Origin of the sequence: Streptomyces sp. NPDC059679 (assembly GCF_042734105.1) — a bacterium.
Taxonomy (GTDB): domain Bacteria; phylum Actinomycetota; class Actinomycetes; order Streptomycetales; family Streptomycetaceae; genus Streptomyces.
On record NZ_JBHWES010000028.1, the window covers coordinates 74,974 to 96,010 of the forward strand.

Annotated in this window: 1 protein-coding gene and 2 pseudogenes; all 3 read left to right on the plus strand. The window is 75.4% G+C overall.

The window, feature by feature from the left end; translation table 11 throughout:
• Window positions 1-55: 55 nt before the first annotated feature.
• A pseudogene (locus ACFV2X_RS27695) lies at window positions 56-9,043 on the plus strand (type I polyketide synthase); the annotation flags it as partial.
• A 69-nt stretch (window positions 9,044-9,112) separates the two neighbouring features.
• Window positions 9,113-10,852, plus strand: a pseudogene (locus ACFV2X_RS27700) (SDR family NAD(P)-dependent oxidoreductase); the annotation flags it as partial.
• 66 nt (window positions 10,853-10,918) lie between these two features.
• Window positions 10,919-20,992 (plus strand): SDR family NAD(P)-dependent oxidoreductase, encoded by a 10,074-nt coding sequence (locus ACFV2X_RS27705; RefSeq protein WP_385621332.1) that lies wholly within the window; start codon window positions 10,919-10,921, stop codon window positions 20,990-20,992.
• The last annotated feature ends 45 nt before the right edge of the window (window positions 20,993-21,037 follow it).

The window sequence follows — 21,037 nt, forward strand, 5'->3', positions numbered from 1 at the left end:
GGCAGGCGGGCCGCCCCGCCCCCACACGACGTGACCCGTTGATCGCCACAGATCGTTGAAGAAGGCCTGGATGTCGAACGAGCAGAAGCTCCGCGAATACCTCAAGCAGGCGATCACAGACGCCCGCGACGCCCACACCCGGCTGCGCGCGGTGGAGGACGCCGCCCGCGAGCCCATCGCCATCGTCGGGATGAGCTGCCGGTTTCCGGGCGGCGTGAGCTCGCCCGAGGAGCTGTGGGAGCTGGTCGCGGGCGGGCGCGTGGGCATCGCGGACTTCCCGGCGGACCGCGGCTGGGACCTGGGCGCCCTGTACGACCCCGAGGGCGCGCGCCCGCGCAGCTCCTACATCCACAAGGGCGGGTTCATCGACGGTGCCGCCGATTTCGACGCCGACTTCTTCGAGATCTCGCCCCGCGAGGCGCTCGCGATGGACCCGCAGCAGCGGGTGCTGCTCGAGACGTCCTGGGAGGCGTTCGAGCGGGCCGGTATCGACCCCGGGGACCTGAGCGGCGAGAAGGCGGGCGTCTTCATCGGCGGTGTGCTGTCCGGATACGGGGCCGGTGGCGCGGGCGGCCAACAGGACAGCGAGGGCTATCTGCTGACCGGCAGCGCCTCGAGCATCCTGTCCGGGCGGCTCTCCTACACGTACGGCTTCGAAGGGCCCGCGGTCACCGTCGACACCGCGTGTTCCTCGTCGCTGTCCGCACTCCATCTGGCGATGCGCTCACTGCGCGCCGGCGAGAGCTCGCTCGCCCTGGCCGGCGGGGTCATGGTGATGGCCACCCCGGACGCGTTCACCGAGTTCAGCAAGCAGCGCGGGCTCGCCAAGGACGGCCACTGCAAGGCGTTCGCGGCGGCCGCGGACGGTACCGCCTGGGGCGAGGGGGTCGGGCTGCTGGTGCTCCAGCGGCTGTCCGACGCCCGGCGCGAGGGCCGCCGGATCCTCGCCGTCGTCCGGGGCTCCGCGCTCAACCAGGACGGCGCGTCCAACGGGCTGACCGCCCCCAGCGGCCCCGCCCAGCAGCGGGTGATCCGTCAGGCGCTGGCCGGCGCCGGAGTGTCCGCGTCCGAGATCGACGTGGTGGAGGCGCACGGCACCGGCACCACCCTGGGCGACCCCATCGAGGCCCAAGCCCTGCTCGCCACCTACGGCCAGGACCGGCCCGGGGAGCGGCCGCTGCTGCTCGGTTCGGTCAAGTCCAACATCGGCCACACCCAGGCCGCGGCCGGCGTGGCCGGGGTCATCAAGATGGTGATGGCGCTGCACCACGGCGTCGTACCGCCGACCCTGCACGTGGACGAGCCCACCCCGCACGTCGAGTGGAGCGCCGGCGCCGTCGAACTGGCCACCGAGCGAGTGCCCTGGCCCGAGACCGGCAGGCCCCGGCGGGCCGCGGTGTCCTCGTTCGGGATCAGCGGCACCAACGCCCACGTCATCCTGGAGCAGGCGCCGGAACAGGCCGAGGCCGACGGGACCGCCGCGACCCCCGAGCCGCTGATCAGCGGCGGCCCGCTGCCCTGGACGCTGTCCGCCAAGAGCGCCCCCGCGCTGCGCGGCCAGGCCGCCGCGCTCCGCGCCCACCTCGGCGGTGGCGGCGCGGACACCCTGCCGGACCCGGCCGTCGCCGCCGCGCTGGCCGGCACCCGGGCCGCCTTCGACCACCGCGCCGTCGTCCTCGCGGCCGACCGTGGCGCGTGTCTGTCCGAGCTGGACGCGCTGGCAGGTGGCGCCGGGGAACTGGCGGACACGGTGCGCGGGCTGGCCCGGCCCGGGGCCAGGACGGCGCTGGTGTTCCCCGGTCAGGGGTCGCAGTGGGTCGGCATGGCCACCGGGCTGCTGGAGTCGTCCCCGGTGTTCGCCGAGTCCTTCCGGGCCTGCGCCGAGGCGCTCGCTCCCCATGTGGACTGGGATCTGCACCAGGTGGTGCGGGACGAGGCGGCGCTCACCCGCGTCGATGTGGTGCAGCCCGCGCTGTGGGCGGTGATGGTGTCGCTGGCCGCGCTGTGGCGCTCGCTCGGCGTGGTCCCCGCCGCGGTGGTGGGCCACTCCCAGGGGGAGATCGCCGCCGCGTGCGCCGCCGGTGTGCTGTCCCTGGCCGACGGGGCCCGGCTGAGCGCCCTGCGCAGCCGGGTCATCGCCGAGGACCTGGCCGGTCAGGGCGGGATGGTCTCGGTGGCCGCGTCCGTGGAGCGGACCACCGAACTCATCGCGGGGCGCGACGGCGTGTGGGTGGCCGTGGTCAACGGCTCGGCCGCCACCGTGATCGCCGGCGCCCCGGACGCGCTCGCCGAGGTGGTCGCCACCGCCGAGAGCGAGGGGGTGCGGACCCGCACCATCCCCGTGGACTACGCCTCCCACACCCCGCACGTCGAGCGGCTGCGCGAGCGGCTGCTGGAGCTGGCCGCCCCGATCACCCCGTGCGCCGGGACCGTCCCGATGTACTCGTCGGTGACGGCCGAACTGGCCGACCCCACGGCCTGCGACGCGCGGTACTGGTACCGCAACCTGCGTCAACCGGTGCGGTTCGCCGAGACGGTGACCGTGCTGCTGGACGCGGGCGTGGACACCTTCGTCGAGGTCAGCCCGCACCCGGTGCTGACCGCCGCGATCGAGGACCTGGCCGCGGCCGGGGGCCGGCGCGATGTGGTGGTCGCCGGATCGCTCCGCCGCGACCAGGACGAGCGGGCCGCGCTGACCCGGTCGGCGGCCACGCTATGGACCCGGGGGGTCGAGGTCGACTGGCCGGCGCTCGTCCCGCCCGGCACGGCACCGGTCGACCTGCCCACGTACGCGTTCCAGCGGCAGCGGTTCTGGTCGATGGCTCCCGCGTCCTTGGGCAACGCCTCGGATCTGGGCCTCGACCCGGCCGACCACCCCCTGCTGACCGCCGCCACCCGCCCCGCCGGCGCGGACTCGGCCGTCCTCACCGGACGGCTGTCCCTGGTCACCCAGCCGTGGCTGGCCGATCACGCGGTGCTCGGCCAGGTGCTGCTGCCCGGCACCGCCTTCGTGGAGCTGGCCCTGATGGCGGGCCGGGAGTTCGGCTGCCAACACCTCGCCGAGCTGACCCTTCAGACCCCACTGACTCTGGACGGCACGCGAGGCGTCACCCTCCAGGTGCAGCTCTCCGGGGCCGACGAGTCCGGCGCGCGGACCGTGACCGTCCACTCCCGCACCGATGCCCCCGAAGGCGACGGCCCGTCGGAGTGGACCCGGCACGCCACGGCCACCCTCACCCCCGACCTCGCACCGGCCGCCGCCGAGCCCGGCCCCCTGGCCGGAGCCTGGCCGCCGCCAGGGTCCTCGGCCGTCGAGGTGGGGGACTTCTACGACACGCTCTTCGAGCGCGGCTACGAGTACGGCCCGGCCTTCCAGGGGCTGCGGGCGGTGTGGCGGCGCGGTGACGAGGTGTTCGCCGAGGTGGCGCTGGCCGACGACACGGCGGCGGACGGCTTCGTCGTACACCCCGCGCTGCTGGACGCGGCGTTGCACGCGACCGGACTGGGCGGGCTCTTCGGCGACGAGGGCGCGGTACGCCTGCCGTTCGCCTGGTCCGGCGTCCGGGCCTGGGCGACCGGGGCCCGGATGGCGCGCGTGTGGCTGACGGCCGCGGGCGAGGACGCCGTACGCCTGAGGGCCACCGATGCGACCGGCGCCCCCGTCGCTGCCGTGGACGAACTGGTGCTGCGCCCCATGGCGGCCGCGCAAGGGAGCGTGGCCCCGGCCCGGTCGCTGTATGTGCCCCGCTGGGACCGGTGGCAGCCGCAGGCCCCCGCCGTGGCCACGCGCGTGGCCGAGTGGGCCGACGGGGCGTCGGTCGAGGACGTCCTGGCCGAGGGCCCGGAGGTGGTGCTGCTCGACTGCGCCGCCGTGGCGGTGCCCGCCGACGACGTCCCCGGGGCGGTGCGGGCCCTGAACCGTACGGTGCTTGAGCGGATCCACGCGTGGCTGGCGCACGAGGGCGCCTCGGCCGCGCGGCTGGCCGTGCTGACCCGCGACGCGGTGCCGGCCGAGGCCGACGACCGCGTGGACCCGGTGCACGCCTCGGTGCACGGGCTGGTGCGGTCCGCGCAGTCCGAACACCCGGACCGGTTCCTGCTGATCGACGGCAACCGCGACGGCAACCGCGACGGCGACGGCGCCCGGATCCCGGCCGAGGCGCTGGGTGCGCTGGTGGCGGCGGGTGAGCCGGAGGCCGCCGTCCGCGCGGACCGGCTGTACGTCCCCCTGCTCACCCGGCCCGGAACGGCGGCCGCCGAGGCCACACCCCCGTGGTCCGGCGAGGGCGCCGTGCTGATCACCGGCGGCAGCGGAGTCGTCGGCTCGGCGGTGGCCCGGCACCTGGTGGCCGCACACGGCGTCACCGAACTGGTCCTCGTCAGCCGCCGGGGAGCCGACGCCCCCGGCGCGGCGCGGCTTGCCGCCGAACTGACGGAGGCGGGCGCCAAGGTGCGGCTGGCGGCCTGCGACGTGGCCGACCGTGCCGCGCTCGCGGCCCTGCTGGACGGTATCCCGAAGCTGCGGGGTGTCGTCCACGCGGCCGGCGCCCTGGACGACGGCGTGGTCACCGACCTGACGCCCCAGCGGCTGGACACCGTGCTGCGGCCCAAGGCCGACGCGGCCTGGCACCTGCACGAACTCGCCCACGACGTCGCCACCTTCGTGCTGTTCTCCTCGGCGGCCGGCACGTTCGGCACCCCCGGACAGGCCAACTACGCCGCGGCCAACGCCTTCCTGGACGCGCTCGTGGTCCGCCGCCGGGCCGAGGGACTGCCCGCCCACTCGCTGGCCTGGGGCCTGTGGGAGGAGACCAGCGAGCTGACGGCCGGTCTCGGCGTGGCGGACCGGCGCCGGTTGAGCCGGGCCGGGCTGCGCCCCCTCACCACCGGGGAAGGGCTCGCACTCCTGGACCACGCCCTCGCCCTCGACCACGCCCACACCCTGCCCGTCCGGCTGGACCTGCCGCGCGGCCAGGACGGCGGACGGGAGACGCCACGGCTGCTGCGCGCCCTGGTGCGCACCCCGGCCCGCCGCGCGTCCGGCCCCGCCCCGGCGGGCGGCTGGCGGGAGCGGTACGACGCGACACCGGACGACGAGCGCGAGGCCCTGCTGGTCGCCCTGGTCCGTACGCAGGCCGCCACCGTGCTCGGGCACGGCGGAGCCGACGCGATCGCCACGGACCGTGGCTTCAAGGACCTCGGTTTCGACTCGCTGACCGCCGTGGAGCTGCGCAACCGCCTGGACGAGACCACGGGTGTCCGACTGCCGGCCACCTTGGTGTTCGACTACCCCAACGCGGCCGCGCTGGGCGCCTATCTGCACTCGCTGCTGGCCGGCCGGACCCCGGGGCGCGACGAGGCGGTGCCCGTGGTCGCACCGGAGGAGCCCATCGCGATCGTCGGGATGAGCTGCCGGTTCCCCGGCGGGGTGGACTCCCCGGAGGACCTGTGGGACCTGCTGGTCCAGGGCGGCGAGGGGCTGGGCGGATTCCCCGCCGACCGCGGCTGGGACCTGGAGAGGCTGTACGACCCGACCGGCGAGCGCCCCGGCAGCTCCATGGTGGACCGGGGCGGTTTCCTCGACGGAGTCGCCGACTTCGACGCCGCGTTCTTCGGCGTGGCGCCCCGCGAGGCGGTGGCCATGGACCCGCAGCACCGGGTGCTGCTCGAGCTGGCGTGGGAGGCGATCGAGCGGGCCGGTATCGACCCGACGGGCCTGCGCGGCAGCCGTACGGGCGTGTTCTCGGGCCTGATGTACCACGACTACGCGGCGCGGCTGCGGTCCGTGCCCGAGGACGTTGCCGGCTTCCTGACCGGCGGGAACGCAGGCAGCGTGGCGACGGGCCGGGTGGCCTACACGTTCGGCTTCGAGGGCCCGGCCGTCACGGTGGACACCGCGTGCTCCTCGTCGCTGGTGGCGCTCGACATGGCGGTCAGCGCGCTCCAGCGCGGCGAGTGCGACCTCGCCCTCGCGGGCGGGGTGACCGTCCTGGCCACCCCCGTGGTGTTCGCCGAGTTCACCCGGCAGCGCGGACTGGCCCGGGACGGCCGCTCCAAGGCGTTCTCGACCGACGCCGACGGCATGGGGGTCGCCGAGGGCGCCGGCCTGGTGCTGGTGGAGCGGCTCTCGGACGCGCGGCGCAACGGACACCACGTCCTCGCCGTCGTACGGGGCTCCGCGGTCAACCAGGACGGGGCGTCCAACGGCCTCACCGCGCCCAACGGCCCCTCGCAGCAGCGGGTCATCCGCCAGGCGCTGGCCAAAGCCGAGGTCGCCGCGGCCGAGGTGGACGTGGTGGAGGCCCACGGCACCGGCACCTCGCTGGGCGACCCGATCGAGGCCCAGGCGCTGCTGGCCACCTACGGCCAGGACCGGCCGCAGGGCCGTCCGGTGCTGCTGGGCTCCGTGAAGTCGAACATCGGGCACACCCAGGCGGCCGCCGGGATCGCCGGGGTCATGAAGATGGTGCTGGCGATGCGCCACGGCACCGTGCCCGCCACCCTGCACGTGGCCGAGCCGAGCCGGCACGTCGACTGGACGGCGGGCGACGTACGGCTCGCCACCGAGCCCGTCCCCTGGCCCGAGACGGACGGTCCGCGCCGCGCCGCGGTGTCCTCGTTCGGGATCAGCGGCACCAACGCCCACGTCGTCCTCGAACAGGCACCTGAGGCCGAGCCGGCCGCCGAGCCCACGCCCCCCGCCGTCGACACGCCGGCCGGGGCGGTGCTGCCCTGGACGCTCTCGGCCAAGTCGGCCGCGGCCCTCCGCGGCCAGGCCGGACGGCTGCGCGACGCCGCCGCCGAAGGCGTCGGCCTCGCGGCGGCCGCGTCCGCCCTGGCCGGCACCCGCGCGGCGTTCGACCACCGCGCGGTGGTCCTCGCCGCCGACCACACCGGGTTCACCGGCGCCCTGGACACCCTGGCCGGCGGGGAGCCGGACGAGGAGCGGGTGGTGACCGGCACGGTGCGCCCCGGCGCCACCGTGGCGTTCGTCTTCCCCGGACAGGGCGCCCAGTGGACCGGCATGGCGCTCGGGCTGCTCGACTCGTCGCCCGTGTTCGCCCAGTGGCTGGAGCGCTGCGACGAGGCCCTGTCCGCCCACACCGACTGGAACCTGATCGACGTGCTGCGCGGCGCGGACGGCGCCCCGTCGCTGGAGCGGGTCGATGTGGTGCAACCCGCGCTGTGGGCCGTGATGGTGTCGCTGGCCCAGCTGTGGCGCGCCGTCGGCGTGACCCCCTCGGTGGTCGTCGGCCACTCGCAGGGCGAGATCGCCGCGGCCTGCGTGGCGGGCGCGCTGTCGCTGTCCGAGGCGGCCCGGATCGTGGTCACCCGCAGCGCCGTCATCGCCGGACAGCTCGCGGGCCGCGGCGGCATGGCGTCGCTGGCCGTGTCCGCCGACCGGGCGCGTGAACTCGTCGAGCGTTACGCGGGCGATGTCGGCGCGGTCTCGGTGGCCGCCGTCAACGGCCCCGCCGCGGTCGTCATCGCGGGCGACGAGGAGCCGCTGCGGCGGGTGCTCGACGGCTGCGCGGCGGACGGCGTCCGCGCCCGCCGGATCCCGGTGGACTACCCCTCCCACGCCCCGCAGGTCGAGCTGGTCCGGGACCGGCTGCTGGCGGAGCTGAGCGACATCACCGCGGGCCCCGCCGACATCCGATGGCACTCCACCGTGACCGGGGAGCCCATGGACGGCCCGGCGGCCGACGCCGAGTACTGGTTCCGCAACCTGCGCGAGCCCGTGCGGTTCGCCGACGTGGTGGCCGCGCTGGTGGACCAGGGCGTGGACACCTTCGTCGAGGTGAGCCCGCACACCGTGGTCGGCGCGGCCATCGAGGACATCGCCCTCGGTGCCGAGGGCCGCGAGGTGGTCGTGGCCGGTACGCTGCGGCGCGAGACGGACGAGCGCGCCGAACTGCTGCGCTCGGCGGCCACGCTGTGGACGCGCGGCCTCCCGGTGGACTGGCCCGCGCTGCTCCCGGCCGCCAACGCCCCCGTGGACCTGCCGACGTACGCCTTCCAGCGCGAGCGGTTCTGGCTGGAGGCGCCGCAGGAGTCCGGGGACGCGAGCGGCGTCGGGCAGCGGCCCACCGGCCACCCCGTGCTGACGGCCGCGGTCACCCCGGCCGGCACCGACACGGTGCTGTTCACCGGGCGGCTCTCGGTGGCCGGACAGCCCTGGCTGGCCGAGCACACGGTCCAGGACACCGTGGTGGTGCCGGGGGGTGTGCTGCTCGACTGGGCACTCCACGCCGCACACCACCTCGGCGGGAGCGGTGTCGTACGCCTCGAACAGGACACGCCGCTGGTTCTGGAGGCCACGGGCGCCGTACGGGTCCAGCTGATGGCCGGAGCGCCGGACGACGCGGGCCGCCGGGAGCTGACCGTCCACGCGCAGCCGGAAGCGGGGGGCGAGGAGCAGGGACACGACCGGTGGACCCGCCACGCCGCCGGAGCGCTGGAGCCGGCCGACCACGCCGCGGACACCGGGTTCGCGGAACTGGCCGGCGTATGGCCGCCGTCGAAGGCCACGCCGCTGGACGTGACCGACCGCTACGACGAGTTGTTCCGGCGCGGCCACGGCTACGGCCCGGCATACCAGGGGCTGCGCGCCGCCTGGCGGCGCGGCGAAGAGGTGTTCGCCGAGGTGGTCGTCCCCGACGAGGCGGCGGGCGGCGCCGGAGCGCGGGCCGTGCTCCTCGACGCCGTCTGCCACGCCTGGCTGCCGGGCGAAGCCGACCCGGCCGAGGCCGCCGGACCGCTGCTGCCCGCCGCCTGGTCCGGGGCGCGGCTGTGGGCGGACGGCGCCCGGTCGGTGCGGGTGGCGCTGTCGCCCGCGGGCGAGGACGCCGTACGCATCCGCGCCGTCGACGACCTCGGAGCGCCCGTCCTGAGCATGGACCGGGTGACGCTGCGCCCGGTGGCGGCCGAGCGGCTGCGCCCGGCCGGGGCGGCCGCCGCGCGGTCGCTGTACGCGGTGAACTGGCAGCCGTGGGACCCGGCGCGGGCCACCGGGCCCACGGTGTCCGCGGACGGCGCGGCGTCGGCTGACGAGGTGCGCCCGAGGCTCTGGGCGGGCGGCGCGTCGATCGAGGAGATCGCGACCGCCGTCGCGGAGGGCGCGAACCCGGTGCTGTGGGACTGCTCGGACCTCCCGGCGGCCGATGGCGAGGTGCCCGGGCGGGTCCGCGATCTGCTGACCGCCGTGCTGGAGCGGGTGCGCGAGTGGCTGGCCAACGAGAAGCTCGCCGACACCCGGCTGGTCGTGGTGACCCGCGGCGGGGTCGAGGTGTCCGACGCGGACACCGTGGACCTGGCACAGGCCGCGGTGCACGGGCTGATGCGCTCGGCACAGACCGAACACCCCGACCGGTTCTGGCTGGTCGACAGCGACACCGGCGCCGAGGACGTCCCCCTTGAGGTGCTGGCGGCCGCGACGGCCGGGCAGGAGCCGGAGATCGCGATCCGGCGCGACGCGGTGTTCGTGCCCCGGCTGGCCCTGGCGGACGCGGACACCGAGGCCCGGAACACCGGCGCCCGGCCGCCCCGGGAGGGCACGGTGCTGATCACCGGCGGCACCGGGCTCATCGGGGCGGCGGTGGCCCGCCACCTGGTCTCCGCCCACGGCGTCACCGACCTGGTGCTGGTGGGCCGGCGCGGCATGGACGCCCCCGGCGCGGCCGAACTCGCCGACGAACTCACCGAGTCGGGCGCCCAGGTGCGGATCGCGGCCTGCGATGTCGCGGACCGCGCCGCCGCCGCGCGACTGCTCGCGGACATCCCCGCCCTGCGCGGCGTCGTCCACGCGGCCGGTGTCCTGGACGACGGCGTGGTGACGGCGCTGACCCCGGAGCGGCTGGCCACGGTCCTGCGGCCGAAGGTCGACGCGGCCTGGCATCTGCACGAGCTGACTGGAGACGACCTCGACATGTTCGTGGTGTTCTCCTCCGCCGCCGGTGTGCTGGGCGCGCCGGGACAGGCCAACTACGCGGCGGCCAACGTCTTCCTGGACGCCCTGGCGCTCCGGCGCCGGGCCGAGGGCCTGCACGCTGCCTCGATGTCCTGGGGCCTGTGGGGCGAGACCAGCGGCCTGACCGGCGCGCTCGACGAGACCGACCTGAGGCGCATGAGCGGCGGCGGCCTGTCCCCGATGACCACCGAGGAAGGGCTCGCGCTGTTCGACCACGCCCTCGCCTCCGGCCGTGCGCACACCGCGCCGATCCGGTTCGACCCCGCGCGCCTGCGTACCGAGGAGACGCTGGTGCCGGCGCTGATGCGCGGGCTGGTGCGCACCCCGCTGCGCCGCGCCACCACCCTGGACGCCCAGGCGCTGCGCCGCCGGCTGGCCGAACTCGACCCCGGTGAGCGGCTGGAGACCCTGCTGAATCTGGTCCGCGAGCATGTCGCCGCGGTGCTGCGGTACGCGGAACCGACCGGGATCGCCCCCGCCCAGTCGTTCACCACCCTGGGCTTCGACTCGCTCACGGCCGTGGAACTGCGCAACCGGCTCGCCCGGGTGGCCGGCACCCGGCTGCCCACCACGCTGGTCTTCGACTACCCCACCCCCGAGCTGCTCAGCGGCCATCTGCTCGGGCTGCTGCTGCCCGAGACGGACACCGGCGAGTGGGGCACCGAGACCTTCGAGCGCCTCGAGGCGATGCTCGCCGAGGAGCGGGACGAGACCGAGGTCAGGAAGGTGACGGCCCGGCTGGAGACGCTTCTCGCCCGCTGGCGGGAGCGCTCCGGTCCCCGGGACACCACCGGGAAGCCCGACACCGGCGTGGACGAGCTCGGCGCGGCGAGCGAGGACGACCTTCTGCGCTACATCGACGACGAACTCGGGCTGAGCTGATGCGCGCGACCGAGCGGGCGCGCACCCGGCCCACGCACGAGTGCCGTTCTATGAGGGGTTTGGAACATGGCTGAGAAAGAGCAGGTCGTCGAGTACCTGAAGCGGGTGACGGCCGATCTCAAGCGGACCCGGCAGCGGGTCCGGGATCTGGAGGACGCGGGCCGGGAGCCGATCGCCATCGTCGGGATGAGCTGCCGGTTCCCCGGGCACTCGAACACGCCCGAGGAGTTCTGGGAGTTCGTCCGGGACGGCGGCGACGCGATGGGCGGCTACCCGGACGACCGGGGCTGGCGGCGGGGCGGTGGGGAGGGCGACCCCGACGGGCCGCCCGGCCGGGGCGGGTTCATCGACGCGGCCACCGACTTCGACGCGGGCTTCTTCGGCATCTCCCCGCGCGAGGCGCTGGAGATGGACCCCCAGCAGCGGGTGCTGCTCGAAGCGTCGTGGGAGGCGCTCGAGCGCGCGGGCATCGACCCGGCCACCCTTCAGGGCAGCCGGACCGGCGTGTTCATCGGCGTCAACGGCGCGGACTACCCGGGCCTGCTGAACCACGCCGGCCACGAGTCGCTCGGCTATCTGCTCACCGGCACCGCCTCCAGCGTCGTCTCCGGCCGCATCGCCTTCACCTACGGCTTCGAGGGTCCCGCCGTCACGGTGGACACGGCCTGCTCGGCGTCGCTGGTGGCCCTGCACCTGGCGGCCCAGGCCCTGCGCTCGGGCGACTGCCCGCTCGCGCTGGTGGGCGGGGTGACCGTGATGTCCACGCCCGGCGTCTTCGCGGAGTTCGGCAAGCAGCGCGGGCTGGCGGCGGATGGGCGGTGCAAGGCGTTCGCGGCGTCGGCCGACGGTACGGCGTGGGGTGAGGGCGTCGGTGTGCTGTTGGTGGAGCGGTTGAGCGATGCCCGGCGGCTGGGGCACCAGGTGTTGGCGGTGGTGCGGGGGTCGGCGGTCAACCAGGACGGCGCGTCGAATGGTCTGACGGCGCCGAATGGTCCGTCGCAGCAGCGGGTGATCCGGGATGCGTTGGCGGGTGCGGGTGTGGTGGCGTCGGATGTGGATGTGGTGGAGGCGCATGGCACCGGCACCTCGCTGGGGGATCCGATCGAGGCTCAGGCGTTGTTGGCGACGTATGGGCGGGAGCGGTCGGGTGGTGGGGCGGTGTTGTTGGGGTCGGTGAAGTCGAATATCGGTCATACGCAGGCGGCGGCGGGTGTGGCGGGTGTGATCAAGATGGTGATGGCGATGCGGCATGGGGTGGTGCCGCCGACGTTGCATGTGGACGAGCCGACGCCGCATGTCGACTGGTCATCCGGCGCGGTGGAGCTGGCCACCGAGCGTGTCGCCTGGCCCGAGACCGGCAGGCCGCGGCGGGCGGCGGTGTCCTCGTTCGGGATCAGCGGCACCAACGCCCATGTGATCCTGGAACAGAGTTCCCCGGACACCAACACGGTCCCCGTCACTGACGCCGACACGGACACCGACGCCCCGGCGGACACGCGCGCGGACCACGGGGTGCTGCCGTGGGTGCTCTCGGCCAAGTCGGAGGCCGCGCTGCGCGGGCAGGCCACCCGGCTGCGTGACTTCGCGAACGCCGCCGCCCCGGACGTCGCCGGGGCGGCCGTCGCGCTCGCGACCGCCCGTACGGCCTTCGAGCACCGGGCCGTCGTCCTCGCCGAGGACGCCGCCGGATTCGTGCAGGTACTGGACACCCTCGCCGGGAAGGCCGCCACCGGCCGGCACCATGTGCGCGGCGCCGTGCGCCCCGGCGCCAGAGCCGCCTTCGTCTTCACGGGGCAGGGCGCCCAGTGGGCGGGCATGGGACGGGAGTGGTACGGCGCCGTCCCGCCGTTCGCCGAGGCGTTCGACGCCGTGTGCGCGGTGGCCGACCCACAGCTCGATGTGGACCTCGCGGACATCGTCCTCGCCGCGCCGTCCTCCCCGCGGGCGGACCTGGTCCACCGGACCGAGTACACCCAGATCGCCATGTTCGCGATCGAGGTCGCGCTGTTCCGCACTCTGCGGGCCTGGGGGGTGACCCCCGACGCCGTGCTCGGACACTCGATCGGTGAGATCGCGGCGGCCCATGTGGCCGGGGTGCTCTCCCTGTCCGACGCGGCGACCCTGGCCGTGGCCCGTGGCCGGCTCATGCAGCGGCTTCCCGACGGCGGCGCCATGCTCGCCATCGACGCCGAGGAGGCCGAGGTCGCAGGGTGGCTGGCGGACGAGCCCGCGGACCGGGTGGCGATCGCCGCGGTCAACGGCCCGTCCGCCGTCGTGGTTTCCGGCGCCGAGGACGTGGTACGGCGCGTCGCCGACACCGCCGAGGCGGCCGGGCGGCGCACCCGCGGGCTGCGGGTCAGCCACGCGTTCCACTCGCCGCTGATGGAGCCGATGCTCGAGGAGTTCCGTTCCGTACTCACCGGGCTGGTCTGGTCGCCGCCGACGCTCCGCATGGTGTCCACCGTCACCGGGGCCCAGATCGCGGCCGAAGAGGTCATGTCGCCCGAGTACTGGATCCGCAACGCCCGCGAGGCGGTCCGCTTCCAGGACGCCGTGCAGGCCCTGGAGGGAGAGATCGACGTCTTCCTCGAGATCGGCCCGCACACCGCGCTGACCAGGCCGATCGAGGACAGCCTCCGGGACGGGGCGGCGGCCGTGGCCGCGGTCGCCCACCGCGAGCGGCCGCTCCTCGCCGGCCTGCTGCGGGCGGTCGGCACGCTGTGGACCCACGGCGTCGAGGTGGACTGGCGCGCGGTGCTGCCCCCCGCGCCGGGCCGCGTGGACCTGCCCACCTACGCCTTCGACCGGCGCCGCTTCTGGCCCCGGATGTCCTCGCGCGGGGCGGCGGCCGACGTCGCGTCGGCCGGGCTGACCGGTGTCGACCACCCGTTGCTCGGGGCGGTGGTCAGCGTGGCGGACGGCGACACGGCCGTGCTCACCGGCCGGCTGTCCCTGGCCACCCACCCCTGGCTGGCCGACCACGCCGTGCTGGGCGCGGTGCTGCTGCCCGGCACGGCCTTCGTCGAACTGGCCCTGCGCGCCGGGCAGGACCTGGGGTGCGGCCAGGTGCGGGACCTGACCCTGGAGACCCCGCTGGTGCTCGACGCCGCGGGCGCGGCACAGGTCCAGGTCGTGGTGGGCCGGGCCGACGCCGACGGACAGCGTTCGGTGTCCGTCCACTCGCGCCCCGAACCGGCCGACGACGGCGCGGTGCAGGGGCAGGCACAGGGGCAGGGGCAGGGGCAGCACGAGTGGACCTGCCACGCCCAGGCCGTGCTCGCGCCACCGCACGAGAGCCCGGGCACCACCGACTTCGGGCCGCTGACCGGCCGGTCCTGGCCGCCGAGCGACGCCGCCCCCGTCGACACGGAGGACTTCTACCCGGCGCTGGCCCGCCAGGGCTATGCGTACGGCCCCAGCTTCCAGGGGCTGCGCGCGGCCTGGCGGCGCGGCGACGACTTCTTCGCCGAGGTGGTCCTGCCCGACGACGCCACCGAGGAGGCCGAGGAGTTCGGAGTCCACCCCGCGCTGCTGGACGCCGCGCTGCACGGCATCGGGCTCGGCGTGTTCGCCGATGACACGAACGGCGCCGAGACCACATCGCGGCTGCCCTTCGCCTGGTCGGGAGTGCGGCTGTGGGCGGGCGGCGCACGGACGGTCCGGGTATGGCTGCGGACCGTGGGCGCGGCCGCGGTCCGGGTCCGGATCGCCGACGCCACCGGCGCCCCCGTCCTGGGGATCGACGAGCTGGTGCTGCGCCCGGTCACCCCGGCCCAGGTGCGTTCGGCGCGCTCGGCGGTGGCCGGATCCCTGTTCGCCCACCGCTGGGAGCCCTGGGAGCCGGAGGCGGTGGCCACCGGCGGGCGCCCGCCGGTGTGGTGGGCCGAGGGAACGCCCGTCGAGGAGCTCGCGGCCGCGGTGGCCGACGGGGCCGACACCGTACTGCTGGACGGCACGGGCCCGGCGGCTTCCGGCGCTGTCCCGGAGCGGGTGCGGGGCTCGGTGGCACGCGTCCTGGAGCGGGTACGGGAGTGGCTGGCCCACGACGGACTCGACGGCGCCCGGCTGGTGGTGACGGTGCGCCGCGGGGCCGAGGTGAACGCCGGGGATGGCATCGACCTCGCCGGGGCGGCCGTCCACGGCCTGCTGCGCTCGGCCCGCTCGGAACACCCGGACCGCTTCGCGCTCCTGGACATCGAGACAGAGGCAGACACCGACACCGCCGCCGACCTGCCGATGGACCTGGTCCGCGCGGCGATCGGCGCGGGCGAGACCGAGATCGCCGTCCGCGGCGCCCGGATGTTCGTCCCCCGCCTGGCCCGTACGGCTCTCCCCGCAGCCGACGCGCCGGTGCCCTGGTCCGGCCGGGGCACCGTGCTGATCACGGGAGGCACCGGGGTCATCGGCGCTGCCGTCGCCCGGCACCTGGTCACCGCCCACCAGGTCACCGACCTGGTGCTGGTCGGCAGGAGCGGCCCGGCCGCCCCCGGCGCCGCCGAGCTGGCCGAGCGGCTGCGCGGCCTCGGCGCCACGATACGGCTGGCTGCCTGTGACATCGCGGACCGGGACGCCGTCGCCGAACTGCTGGCCTCCCTCCCCGAACTGCGCGGGGTGGTGCACGCGGCCGGTGTCCTCGACGACGGCATGGTCGCCGCGCAGACACCGGAACGCCTCGCGGCGGTCTTCCGGCCGAAGGTGGACGCCGCGTGGCATCTGCACGAGCTGACCGAGGCTCTGGACCTGGACTTCTTCGTGCTGTTCTCCTCCGCCGCCGGGATCTTCGGCTCCCCGGGACAGGCCAACTACGCCGCGGCCAACACCTTCCTCGACGCCCTGGCCCGGCACCGGCACGCCGCGGGCCTGCCCGCGCAGTCGCTGGGCTGGGGGCTGTGGGCCGAAGTGTCCACCATGACCGGGGCGTTGAGCGACACCGACGTCAAGCGGCTGAACCGAGGCGGCCTGCGGGCGCTCTCCGAGGAGGAGGGGGTGGCGCTCTTCGACGCCGCCGCCCGGCTGCCCGAACCGGTGCTCGTCCCGGTCCACCTGGACCTGCGCGGCCGCGGTGACGCGCCCCCGCTGCTGCGCGGGCTGGTCACGGCCCCACAGCGGCGGGCCGCCGCCGCGCCATCGGCCGCGGACTCCGGCTGGCGCGACCGGCTGCGCGGCCTGTCGGCGGGGGAGCGGTCGGCGCTGCTGGTCGACCTGGTGCGGGAGCATGTCGCCACCGTGCTGGGACACGCCGCGCCCGACGACATCGAGCCCGCGCAGTCCTTCGCCACCCTGGGCTTCGACTCGCTCACCGCGGTCGAGCTGCGCAACCGGCTGGCGGAGGACACCGGAGTGCGGCTGCCCACGACGCTGGTGTTCGACTACCCGAGCCCCGAGGCGCTCGCCGCGTTCCTCGGCTCGGCGCTGGTCGGCACGGCCGACGAGGGCGACCGGCCGCGGGCCACGCTCGCCGTGGCCGACGAGCCGATCGCGATCGTCGGCATGAGCTGCCGCTATCCGGGCGAGGTGCGCTCCCCCGAGGACCTGTGGGACATGGTCCTGCACGGCCGCGAGGGCATCGGTGGCTTCCCCGACGACCGCGGCTGGGACCTGGACGCGCTGTACGACCCGGAGGGCGCGGGCGCGAACACGACGTATGTGCGGGAGAGCGGCTTCCTCTACGACGCCGCCGACTTCGACGCCGCCTTCTTCGGCGTGGCGCCGCACGAGGCGGTGGCCATGGACCCGCAGCACCGGCTGCTGCTGGAGCTGTCGTGGGAGGCCGTCGAGCGGGCCGGTATCGACCCGGTCCGGCTGCGGGGCAGCCGGACCGGTGTGTTCACCGGTCTGATGCACCACGACTATGTGGCGCGGCTCCAGGAGGTGCCCGAGGAGATCGCGGGCTATCTGAGCAACGGGACCGCGGGCAGCGTGGCATCGGGCCGGATCGCGTACACCTTCGGCTTCGAGGGTCCCGCCGTCACGGTGGACACGGCCTGCTCGTCCTCGCTGGTGGCGCTGGACATGGCGGTCAGCGCGCTGCGGCGCGGAGCGTGCGACCTCGCCCTGGCGGGCGGTGTCGCGGTCGTCTCGACCCCTGCCGCGTTCACGGAGTTCGGCAAGCAGCGCGGGCTGGCGGCGGATGGGCGGTGCAAGGCGTTCGCGGCGTCGGCCGACGGTACGGCGTGGGGTGAGGGCGTCGGTGTGCTGTTGGTGGAGCGGTTGAGCGACGCGCGGCGCAACGGACATCGCGTCCTCGCCGTCGTCCGGGGCTCCGCGGTCAACCAGGACGGGGCGTCCAACGGCATGACGGCGCCGAATGGTCCGTCGCAGCAGCGGGTGATCCGGGATGCGTTGGCGGGTGCGGGTGTGGTGGCGTCGGATGTGGATGTGGTGGAGGCGCATGGCACCGGGACGCCGTTGGGGGATCCGATCGAGGCTCAGGCGTTGTTGGCGACGTATGGGCGGGAGCGGTCGGGGGGTGGGGCGGTGTTGTTGGGGTCGGTGAAGTCGAATATCGGTCATACGCAGGCGGCGGCGGGTGTGGCGGGTGTGATCAAGATGGTGATGGCGATGCGGCATGGGGTGGTGCCGCCGACGTTGCATGTGGATGAGCCGACGCCGCATGTGGACTGGTCGTCGGGCGCGCTGGAACTGGTGACGGAGGCCGTGGCCTGGCCGGAGGCGGCCAGGCCGCGGCGGGCGGCGGTGTCCTCGTTCGGGATCAGCGGCACCAACGCCCATGTGATCCTGGAACAGGCGCCCGACGACACCGACGCGGAAACCACCGTAGAACCCACCGCGGACACCGCCGAGCGGCCCTCGGTGGTCGTCGAACCCTCCCCGGCGGCGCCCCCGCCGTGGGTGCTGTCGGCCAGGTCGGCCGTCGCCCTGCGTGGCCAGGCCGAGCGGCTGCGGGAGTTCGCCACCGCTCCGGCGGGCGCCGCGGTGTCAGCCGGCGATATGGCGGCCGCCCTGGCGGAGTCCCGGACCGTCTTCGGCCACCGCGCGGTCGTACTCGCCGCCGACGGCGCCGGGTTCGCCTCGGGCCTGGACACCCTCGCGGGCCAGGGCACCCTCGCGGGCCAGGACAACGAGGAGCCGGACGTCGTACGCGGCGTGGCCCGCAATCGCACCAAGGCCGCCTTCGTGTTCCCGGGCGAGGCGTCGGCGTGGGCCGGCATGGCGGCCGGACTGCTCGACTCCTCCCCAGTGTTCGCCAAGGCGATGGGGGAGTGCGCCGAGGCGCTGGCGCCGCACACCGGCTGGGATCTGGACGCGGCGCTCCGGGGCGAGCCGGGCACGCCGATGCGCCATGACGTCGCCGTTCCCGCGCTGTGGGCCGTGATGGTCTCGCTGGCTGAGCTGTGGCGCTCGGTCGGTGTCACACCCGCCGCCGTGGTCGGCCGGGCGCACGGCGAGATCGCCGCCGCCTGCGTGGCCGGTGTGATGTCCCTGGCCGACGGGGCCGCGCTGGCGGCGTGGCGGGGCCGGGCGCCGGCGGCCGAGCCGTCGGAGGCGCCCCCGCCGGTCATCGTACGGAGCGGTCGCGTCCGGCTGTACTCGTCCGCCACGGGGCGCCCGTTCGACCCGGAGAGCGCGGACGCGGACCACTGGCACCGGCGCCCCGGCGCGCCCGACGGGTTTTCCGACGCGGTCGGGATGCTGCTGCGGGACGGGGTGGACACCTTCGTCGAGCTGAGCCCCCATCCGGTGGCGACGGACACCGTGGCCGGCCTGGCGGCCGCCGCCGGACACGACGCGGTCGTGGTCGGGTCCCTGCGGCGCGAACACGACGACCGCGCCGCGCTGACCCGGTCGGCGGCGACGCTGTGGGTCCACGGCGACGGGGTGGACTGGTCCACCCTGGTGCCGCGCGCGACACGCCCGGTCGACCTGCCCACCTACGCCTTCCAGCGGCAGCGGTTCTGGCTCGAGGCGCCCGCGCGCGCCGGGGACGCGAGCGGAGTCGGCCTCGACGCGGCGGACCACCCCCTGCTCGCCGGCGCGGTCATCCCCGCCGAGGGCGACACCGCCCTGTTCACCGGCAGGCTCTCGCCGGCGGCGCAGCCGTGGCTCGCCGACCACGCGGTGTCGGGCACGGCCCTGCTGCCCGCCGGTGTGCTCGTCGACTGGGCGCTGTACGCCGGTCACCGGCTGAACTGCCCCGAGCTGCGTGAACTCACCCAGGAGGCGCCGCTGATCCTCGGCCACGACACCGCCGCGCACGTTCAGGTGCAGGTGGGCCCGGCCGGCGAGGACGGCCACCGCGCCCTGACCGTCCACTCCCGCCCCGAGTCCTCCGGCAATGGCGAGGCCGCGGACTGGACGTGCCACGCCCGCGCGGTCCTGGCCCCCCGGTCCGACGGCCCGGAAGACATCGAAGACCAGGACGCGCCGGAGGGCTTCGAGGAATTCGCGGGCGCCTGGCCGCCGCCCGGCGCGGTGGCGGCCGACGTGGCAGGCCTCTACGACGCACTGGCCGAACAGGGCTTCACATACGGCCCCGCGTTCCAGAGCCTGCGCGCCGTGTGGCGGCGGGGCGCGGAAGTCTTCGCCGAGGTGGCCCTGGCGGAGGGGACCCCCGTCGGCGGCTTCCGCCTCCACCCGGCGCTGCTCGACGCCGCCCTGCACACCACGGGCCTGGGCGGGTTCCTCGCCCTCGACGACGCTCAGGTGACGATGGCGCGAGCGTGGGCCGGGGTGCGGCTGCACACCACGACCGTCGCCACAGCTGCCGACGCCGTTGCCACGGCCGTCCGGATCCGGCTCTCCGGCGCGGGCGAGGGCGCGATCGACGTCCGCCTCGCCGACCCCGAGGGCCGCCCGGTCGCCGGAGTCGACCGTCTGACGCTGCGCGCCATGCCCACGGCCGAGTTCCAGCCCGCCCCCGGGTCGGCTGCCACGCGGCCCGCCCGGCCCGGAAGGCCACCGCGGAAGCCTGGGGAGCGGGGGGTGCAGGGGGAGCCGGGGGAGAACACCCTGGCCCGGGTGCGCGAGGCCGCGCCGGACAAGCGCCGCCGACTGCTGGAGGACATCATCCGCGGCGAGCTGGCCGCGGTCCTGCGCCACGGCGTGGGCGCGGACATCGACTCCGACGTGGAGTTCCTCGACCTGGGGGTGGACTCGCTGGCGGGCATCACCCTGCGCGACCGGCTCGGCGCGCTGCTGGAGGTCGAACTCCCGGCCACCACGATGTTCGAGTACTCCACCACGGCCCGGCTCGCCGGCCACCTGGCGCAACTCGTCACCGCCGGCGCCGCGCCCGGCCACCGGGCCGCGGACCACGCGCCCTCGCCCTCCTCTCCCTTCGACAGCATCGAAGCGCTCTACCGCGAGTCGTACGCACTCGGGCAGGCGGGCACGGCGGGCATGGACCTCATCCAGGCCGCCGCGCGGCTCAGGCCGTCCTTCACCGCGGAGACCGCGGCGGACCACGTCCCGCGGACCGTCCGGCTCGCCCGGGGCGACGGCGGCCGGGCGGCGGTGGTCTGTGTGCCCGCCATCACCGCCACCGCGGGTCCGGTGCAGTACGCCCGGCTCTCACAGTTCCTTCAGGGCGAGCGGGATGTGCTGTCCCTGGTCAACCCCGGTTTCGTCGAGGGGGAGTTGCTGCCCGACTCGTTCGAGACCTTCCTGGAGTTGCAGCTGGCCGCGCTGCGTTCGTCCGTCGCGGATGGCTCGTATGTGCTCCTCGGACACTCGGCGGGCGGGCTGATCGCCTACGCTCTGGCGATGCGGGCCGAGCGGGCCGGGCTCGCGCCCGCCGCGGTCGTCCTCATCGACACCTTCCAGGCCGACAGCACGTTCTCGGCCGAGACGCTGGGCGCGATGAACGACGGCCTGTTCGCCCGCGAACACATCCTCGGGCCCGACGCGCTCAGCGGTGTGCGGCTGACCGCCATGGGCCGCTACCACACGCTGATGGACGAGTGCGAGGTGGCGCCCATCGAGCGCCCGACGCTCTTCCTCGGTGCCGAATCCCCGCTGCCCCACCAGGACAGCGGATTCGACGGCGACGACTGGCGGCCGTCCTGGCCGTTCCCGCACACGGCCGCCACCACACCCGGCGACCACTTCACGGTCATGGAGGACAACATCGCCCTGACCACCGAGGCGATCGAGCGCTGGCTCACCGAACAGGGACTGTGACCCCGGGCGCGCCACTGTCCCTTCACCCAAGCACGAGCCGCGGCC